This window comes from Bradyrhizobium sp., from assembly GCF_049581145.1.
In the GTDB taxonomy this organism is placed as follows: domain Bacteria; phylum Pseudomonadota; class Alphaproteobacteria; order Rhizobiales; family Xanthobacteraceae; genus Bradyrhizobium.
In genome coordinates this window covers 1-4411 of the sequence record NZ_JBAURI010000422.1, presented here as the reverse complement: position 1 = coordinate 4411, position 4411 = coordinate 1, and the positions used below count along the sequence as shown (strand labels likewise).

General features: G+C 64.6%; 5 protein-coding genes and 1 pseudogene. 4 read left to right on the top strand and 2 right to left on the bottom strand.

Going from position 1 to position 4411, the window contains the following annotated elements:
* The 3 genes and pseudogenes from WCB02_RS13750 to WCB02_RS13740 all read left to right on the top strand — a co-directional run.
* A pseudogene (locus tag WCB02_RS13750) lies at nt 1–352 on the top strand (thiamine phosphate synthase); the annotation flags it as partial.
* Between the two features lie 9 nt (nt 353–361).
* On the top strand, nt 362–1486 hold the full coding sequence (locus WCB02_RS13745) for a tetratricopeptide repeat protein (protein WP_423958770.1): 1125 nt from the start codon (nt 362–364) through the stop codon (nt 1484–1486).
* 172 nt (nt 1487–1658) lie between these two features.
* Entirely contained in the window at nt 1659–2453 is a 795-nt protein-coding gene (locus WCB02_RS13740) for an inositol monophosphatase family protein (RefSeq protein ID WP_423958769.1), read from the top strand.
* Nucleotides 2454–2462: 9 nt separating this feature from the next.
* On the opposite strand, the gene WCB02_RS13735 is transcribed toward WCB02_RS13740, so the two are convergent.
* Both WCB02_RS13735 and WCB02_RS13730 read right to left on the bottom strand, forming a co-directional pair.
* On the bottom strand, nt 2463–3272 hold the full coding sequence (locus WCB02_RS13735) for a DUF1295 domain-containing protein (protein ID WP_423958768.1): 810 nt from the start codon (nt 3270–3272) through the stop codon (nt 2463–2465).
* 40 nt (nt 3273–3312) lie between these two features.
* A complete protein-coding gene (locus WCB02_RS13730) occupies nt 3313–3504 on the bottom strand; it encodes a hypothetical protein (RefSeq protein WP_423958771.1) in 192 nt (63 codons plus the stop codon).
* On the opposite strand from WCB02_RS13730, the gene WCB02_RS13725 reads away from it, so the two are divergent.
* Nucleotides 3458–4411, top strand: a 954-nt coding sequence (locus WCB02_RS13725) for a flagellar motor protein MotA (RefSeq protein ID WP_423958767.1), incomplete at its 3' end; no start/stop codon positions are given. The two genes, WCB02_RS13730 and WCB02_RS13725, sit on opposite strands and share 47 nt — an antisense overlap.

The window sequence follows — 4411 nt, the reverse complement described above, 5'->3', positions numbered from 1 at the left end:
GATCGCGGGCGTCGGCGGCCTTGCCACACGGCACGATTCCATGGCCGCGGGCGAGCTTGGCGCCGACTATGTGCTGTTCGGAGAGCCCGATGCGCGCGGCCAAAGGCCCGCAACCGAAGCCATCGTCGAGCGGCTGCAATGGTGGGCCGAACTGTTCGAGCCGCCTTGCGTCGGCTATGCCGCCTCACGCGAGGAGGCCTTCGAATTCGTCAAGGCAGGCGCGGATTTCGTCCTGGTCGGCGAGGTGATCTGGGCCGATCCGCGCGGCGCGGCCGCCGCACTTGCCGGCATGGGTGAGGCACTCCGCCAAGCCTATGCGGCAACGCCCGCCCCCGCCACAGCCGGACAGTGACGCTTGCCGATGAAGACCCTTCGCTCATTCTCCATCCTCGCGGGCTCGCTGCTGCTGGCGAGCAGCGCGTTCGCGCAGATCCAGCTGACGCCGCCGGTTGCCCAGACGCCGGCCGCGAAGCCGAAGCCGAAGCCGGTCGTGGTTCCCAAAAAGCCCGCGGCCGAAACGAAAGCTCCGGCGACGACGCCGCCGACGGCGACCGTGATCCCCGCCCCCGCTCCTAATGATCCCCGTGTCGACCTGGTCTATGGCGCCTTCCAGCGCGGCGAATACCGCACCGCGCGCGATCTCGCCATGACGCGGGCGCAGGCCGGCGACCCCAAGGCGATGACGATGCTGGGCGAGCTTTATTCAAACGCGTTGGGCACCAAGCGCGATGATGCAAAGGCGGTCGACTGGTACAAGCGCGCCGCCGACAACGGCGATCGCGAAGCGATGTTCGAACTGGCGATGATGCGGTTCGAAGGTCGCGGCGGCCCTACCGATCGCATGGAAGCCGCCAGATTGCTGGCATCCTCGGCCAAGCTCGGCGAACCCAAGGCCGCCTATAACCTCGCGCTGCTCTATCTTGACGGGCAAACCCTGCCGCAGGATCTCAGACGATCCGCGGAATTGCTGCGATTGGCCGCCGATGCCGGCAACGCGGATGCGCAATACGCGCTCGCCACTTTCTACAAGGAAGGCACCGGCGTTCCAAAGGACCTCGAAAAGGCCGCCGAGCTGTTGCAGATGGCAGCGCTGGCCGACAATGTCGACGCCGAGGTGGAATACGCCATCGCGCTGTTCAACGGTACCGGCACGCCGAAGAACGAGCCGGCCGCAATCGCGCTGTTGCGCAAGGCGGCCAAGCAAAACAGCCCGATCGCGCAGAACCGACTGGCGCGCGTCCTGGTACTGGGACAGGGCGTGCCGATGGACAGGATCGAGGGGCTGAAATGGCATCTCATCGCCAAGACCTCCGGCAAGGGCGACCTGATGCTGGATGAGGTGTTTGCCCAGCTCAGTCCCGAGGATCGCAGCAAGGTCGAGGCCTTGGCGCACCGCTGGCTCGGCGACCAGGTCGGCATTAGTCAGGTCGGCGTTAGTCAAGTCGGCAGCAAGCAGGCCGGCGGCAGCCAAGCCGGCAGTAAATGAGCCGCTTGACGCGGGCTCCCGGGCAAGGCACCCAGTCCCTGTTTCACCTCTCCTGAGCGGACAGGATGGCGCGCCACCGTGGTTCGCCCCCTGTTGAAACCGTGACTCCTCCCCACCCCACTCCCGGGGGCAGGGAGCATTCTTTCCTGGACCTACGGTCAGACCAAGCCCAATGCTGCATTCAGCCCTCATCAACGTCATGGTCAAGGCCGCGCGCCACGCCGGCCGCAATTTGAAGCGCGATCTCGGCGAGATCGAGCATCTGCAGGTGTCGATGAAAGGACCGGCCGATTTCGTCTCGCTCGCCGACAAGCGTGCCGAGGAGATGCTGTATACCGATCTGACCAAGGCGCGGCCGGGTTACGGCTTCATCGGCGAAGAGGGCGGATCGCGCGAGGGAAACGACAAGAGCCATACCTGGATCGTCGATCCGCTCGACGGCACCACCAATTTCCTGCACGGCATTCCGCAATTTGCGATCTCGATCGCGCTGCAGCGCGAGGACACCATCATCGCCGGCGTGATCTACAATCCCGCCAATGAGGAGCTGTATCTCGCCGAGCGCGGCAAGGGCGCCTTCCTGAACGATCAGCGGCTACGCGTCGCGGGCCGCCGCAAGCTCTCCGACTGCGTGGTCGCCTGCGGGCTGCCGCATATCGGACGCGGCGACCACGACTTGTCACGACGCGAAATGACGGAAATCCAGACCAGGGTGGCGGGCCTGCGCCGCTTCGGCGCTGCTTCGCTCGACATGGCCTTCGTCGCCGCCGGCCGGCTCGACGGCTATTGGGAACGCAACCTGAAGGCCTGGGACATGGCGGCAGGCCAGATCATCGTGCGAGAGGCTGGCGGCATCGTCTCGGGCATCGCGGGCGATGACGATGCGCTGAAGACCGGCAACGTGATCTGCGGCAACGAGCACATCCACGCCGAGCTGGTGAAGATCCTGAAGCCGCTGGGGGACTAGCTTGGCTGGCTACTGCGGCGGCAATGGAAAGAACTTGCTGGTACGCGACTGGTACGCTCGATAGCCGTCGCCGCGGGAGCGCAGCATCTGTGCCTCCAACGGAGGTATTCCGGTAACGTATACCAGAATCCAGTACATAAAGACCGGCGCGAGCAGCGTCGCGAAGCCCCAAGGGTAGTCACGCGGGAACTGGGGTGAAAGGGCGATGACGGGATAGGCCAGCCATCCCAGCCATTCGAAGAAATAATTCGGATGCCGCGACCAGCGCCACAGGCCGACATCGCACACGCGTCCGCGGTTGGCCGGATCGCCGCGAAAAGACCTGAGCTGGGCGTCGGCCAATGCCTCGCCGGCAATTCCAACCAAAAGAATCAGTGCCCCCAGATAGTCCTGCCCGCGCAGCGACGCCTGCGGAAGGCGTGAGGCGAGGAATATTGCAAACACCAGCGGCACCGATCCCAAAGCCTGGTTCTGCAGAAAGAGGAACATGCGCCACGCCGCATCGGCGCCCCATTCGCTGGCGAAGGCGGCATAACGGGGATCATCCGATATTCCCGCGCTACGCACCGCGATGTGGATGCCGAGCCGCAGCGACCAGATCGCAACCAGGGTGGCGACCATCCATTGCCGCTGGTTAGGAGCTGCGCCGGCAATCGGCCACAGCGCGCTCGCGAGCCCGACCGATCCGACCGCGAAAGTCCAGATGGTATCAACCCAGCCGGAATTACCGGTGCGCTGCTGCACGGCCCAGGCCAACGCCATCAGGATGGAAAGCGCCAGAGCCATGGCGACAAGAGCTTCCAGACACAAGACAGTCATGAGAACCCTCGATCAATCCCACAAAATCACCTCTCGTGGGTCAAATACGCGAGATGCCACGGCCGGTTTCAACCCGACTTTCCGGTCGGCTCGGTGAAATGGCGGCGATCAGAGCTTTTTTCCCGCTGCCGCTGTGCCATAGTGGGCGCGGCAAGATCAGTTCCCTACAACGGATGTCAGTCAGAATGCCTTCGGGTCCCTCTTCCCGCTCCGCGATGGAGATCGAACTCAACAAAATGTCCACGCCCAGGATTTTTCTGGTGCGGATGCTGGTGTTCCTGGTGCTGTGCGCACTCGTGATGGTTGTGCTCTACAGGCAGATCTTCGCCGCTTTTCTGGCCAATCCCGGACTCAACGCGCTGATCGGCGTGGTGGCGCTGATCGGCATCATCCTGTCGTTTCGCCAGGTGATTCGGCTCTATCCGGAAGTCGCCTGGGTCAATAATTTCCGCGTCGCCGACCCCGGTCTGGCTGTCGACCGCCATCCGACCTTGCTGGCGCCGATGGCGGTGATCCTCGGCGGCGAGCGCACCGGACGGATGACGATCTCGCAGCAGACCATGCGGCATCTGCTCGATTCGATCGCGACCCGGCTCGACGAGGCGCGCGATATCTCCCGCTACATGACGGGGCTGCTGGTTTTTCTCGGACTGCTCGGCACTTTCTGGGGCCTGATCGAGACTGTGGGTTCGGTCGGCAAGGTGATCGACGAACTCAAGGTCGGCGGCGACGCCGGCGCGCTGTTCGACACGTTGAAAAGCGGTCTGGCGGCGCCGCTCGGCGGCATGGGCATTTCCTTTTCCTCCTCGCTGTTCGGGCTCGCCGGTTCGCTGATGCTCGGCTTTCTCGACCTGCAATCGAGCCAGGCGCAGAACCGCTTCTACACCGACCTCGAGGACTGGCTCGCCGGCACCGTACGCGAATATGGCGGTGAAGGCAGTCCGGGCAACGTTGCCAGCGCCGGAGGCATCGGTGCCGACGTACAGGCCGCGGTCGATCGGCTGCGCGCGGCGATGGAAGACAGCGGCAGCGGCTGGCGCGCGCCGACCGCGGCGATGTCCAACCTCGCCGAAGCGATCCAGGGGCTGGTGGCGCATATGCGGACCGAGCAGCAGATGATCCGGGAGTGGGCCGACGGC

Coding starts and splice junctions, on each gene's coding strand:
- WCB02_RS13745 (WP_423958770.1), top strand. CDS start 362: ATGAAGACCCTTCGCTCATTCTCCATCCTCGCGGGCTCGCTGCTGCTG.
- WCB02_RS13740 (WP_423958769.1), top strand. CDS start 1,659: ATGCTGCATTCAGCCCTCATCAACGTCATGGTCAAGGCCGCGCGCCAC.
- WCB02_RS13735 (WP_423958768.1), bottom strand. CDS start 3,272: ATGACTGTCTTGTGTCTGGAAGCTCTTGTCGCCATGGCTCTGGCGCTT.